Origin of the sequence: Flavobacterium sp. UBA4854 (assembly GCF_002399805.1) — a bacterium.
GTDB classification, from domain to species: Bacteria; Bacteroidota; Bacteroidia; order Flavobacteriales; family Flavobacteriaceae; genus Flavobacterium; species Flavobacterium ginsengisoli.
On record NZ_DHEI01000142.1, the window covers coordinates 8,516 to 10,901 of the forward strand.

3 protein-coding genes are annotated in these 2,386 nt (G+C 31.6%); all 3 read left to right on the forward strand.

Going from position 1 to position 2,386, the window contains the following annotated elements:
- The first annotated feature begins 130 nt into the window (after positions 1-130).
- The 3 genes from B3J44_RS20570 to B3J44_RS20580 all read left to right on the forward strand — a co-directional run bounded on the left by B3J44_RS20570 (position 131) and on the right by B3J44_RS20580 (position 2,233).
- Complete coding sequence (locus B3J44_RS20570) at positions 131-613, forward strand: GNAT family N-acetyltransferase (protein WP_286971159.1); 483 nt, start codon at positions 131-133, stop codon at positions 611-613.
- An 85-nt stretch (positions 614-698) separates the two neighbouring features.
- Entirely contained in the window at positions 699-1,421 is a 723-nt protein-coding gene (locus B3J44_RS20575; protein WP_286971161.1) for a type 1 glutamine amidotransferase, read from the forward strand.
- Positions 1,422-1,711: 290 nt separating this feature from the next.
- A complete protein-coding gene (locus B3J44_RS20580; protein ID WP_198858231.1) occupies positions 1,712-2,233 on the forward strand; it encodes an RNA polymerase sigma factor in 522 nt (173 codons plus the stop codon).
- Positions 2,234-2,386 lie beyond the last annotated feature (153 nt).

A 2,386-nucleotide genomic window follows, 5' to 3' on the forward strand; every position in this document is an offset into this window, starting at 1 on the left:
AGAATTTTTTCGCAGTACAATCAATACAACAACTGCATGAGATTAACCTATGTTTTGGAATGGAATGAACGCGTAAATTCTGATCTGGAAAAATTGGGCAGAATAATAAAAAATAGTATTTAATAGCATTATGAAAAATAACGAACAAGTAGAAATAGTAACTTATAACCCGAAATACAAAAAAGATTTCAAGGATTTAAATATAGAATGGATTTCAAATTATTTTGTAGTTGAACCAAATGATGTAAAAGCGCTTGATCATGCCGAAGATTATATTATAAACAAAGGCGGAGAAATTTTTGCCGCAGTTTTAAACGAGGAAGTTTTAGGCGTTTGTGCATTAATAAAAAGTGAAGGAAAAGATTACGATTACGAATTAGCCAAAATGGCCGTTAGTCCGATAGCTCAAGGAAAAGGTGTTGGATTATTATTGGCTGAATCTGCGATAAAATGGGCTAAAGAGAAAGGAGCTTCTAAAATTTATTTAGAAAGCAATACCAAATTGAAACCAGCTATTAAATTGTATGAGAAATTAGGATTTAAAGAAGTAACAGGCCTTTCATCAGCTTATGATAGAGTTGATATTCAGATGATTCTTATGCTGAATTCTTAAATCTGGACTATTTCAGTAAAAGAAAAAGTGGACTATCAAAAATGCTCTTTATCCTAATATATTTGCTGTAATTTTTTTAGATCGAATGAACATACACTTTATACAACACGAGATTTACGAAGCTCCAGGCGCGTATTTGAATTGGGCAGAAAGCAGAAATCACAAAATAACTTTTTCTAAAGTTTATAAAAATGAAGCTTTGCCAGATTCTGCTGATTTTATAGACATGCTGATTGTAATGGGCGGACCTCAAAGTCCAAACACGACTCTTAAAGAATGTCGTTATTTTAATGCTGAAGCTGAAATTGCTTTGATTCGAAAATGCATTTCTCTAGGAAAAGCAGTTGTGGGAGTTTGTTTGGGATCGCAACTTATTGGCGAAGCTTTAGGAGCAAATTTTGGTCATAGTCCAGAAAAAGAAATTGGAGTCTTTTCGATTACTTTAACTACAGAAGGATTAGTAGACGACAAAATAAATCATTTTGGCACCACTTTAAATGTTGGCCATTGGCACAACGATATGCCAGGTTTAACTAAAGAAAGTAAAGTCTTGGCTTTTAGCGAAGGGTGTCCTGTTCAGATTGTTTCCTATTCTGATCTTGTTTATGGCTTTCAATGTCATATGGAACTCACAACCAAAGTCGTTTCTCTTTTAATTGAAAGCGAAACTGATTTATTAGCCAAAAGCAAAAAATATCCATTTGTTCAAAATCCTGAAGAAATTCTTTCTCATGATTATACAGAAATGAACGAAAAGCTTTTTCTTTTTCTAGATAAACTTACAGCTGCTTATAAAGGTGTTTTATAAGCAGTCTCAAATTGACGATACATTTTCAGAAATAAAAAGAGAATAATTGCTTTCCATTTTTACTAAAAGAAAGTCCTCAACTCCAAAACATTCTTTTTAATTTTGTTCCACCAGAAAAAAAAGCTTTCCTCAATTTGTAACATTTCTGCTGCAAAAGCGTCAAATCTTAAATTTAATTACGGTTCTTTGTAGCTTATTACATTTCTGATTTGAAATTGCTCAAATTTCTGAATACAATAATATTGATACCAATGAGTTTAGACTAGGAAGCTAGTTACGATATTTTCGTTATGGACAATAAAAAATTTATTTTAAGTTTAAAAAAAGGTAATGAAGCGGCTTTTAAGGAAGTTTACTTCAGCTACTACGATAAACTAATAAATATTGCCAAACGATTTAACTCTTCTGTATTTACTCCTGAAGACTTTGTTCAGGAAACTTTCATTAGACTATATAATAAAAGAGAACTGCTTAACGAAGATGTTTTGTTTGACAAACAGATATTTGTTATCTGCAAAAACATTATTATCAATCACGTTAACAGAGAAAATAAAATAATTCAGCTTGATCCGAATCAAGTTGACGTGCCACAGGAAGAATCAGACTCTGGAATTTTTGAAGAAAGGCAAGAAAAACTACAAAATTTCATTAATCAGCTTCCAGAACAGCAACAAAAAATCTTCACTTTACATAAACTGGAAAACCTTAGCTATAAGGAGATTGCAGAAATAACGGATCTTTCTGAAAAGACCATTGCCAATCATATTTATCTGGCCAGTAAATTTATTCGAAAAAAAATCGAAAACCATTAGGAACTTTTTAGTTCTCGTTTGTTATACTATAAAACAAGAACTAAAAATGCACATCGAAGCGTATAAAACTAATGTAAAAACAAAGAAAGATGCCAGCTTGCTTGTAGCTTATCTTCAGTTTGTCATTTCTGACTGTATCATAAATTTTGATCG

What these genes read in the sequence shown, in the direction of transcription:
- B3J44_RS20570 (WP_286971159.1), top strand. Translation starts at nt 131, where the DNA reads ATGAAAAATAACGAACAAGTAGAAATAGTAACTTATAACCCGAAATAC.
- B3J44_RS20575 (WP_286971161.1), top strand. Translation starts at nt 699, where the DNA reads ATGAACATACACTTTATACAACACGAGATTTACGAAGCTCCAGGCGCG.
- B3J44_RS20580 (WP_198858231.1), top strand. Translation starts at nt 1,712, where the DNA reads ATGGACAATAAAAAATTTATTTTAAGTTTAAAAAAAGGTAATGAAGCG.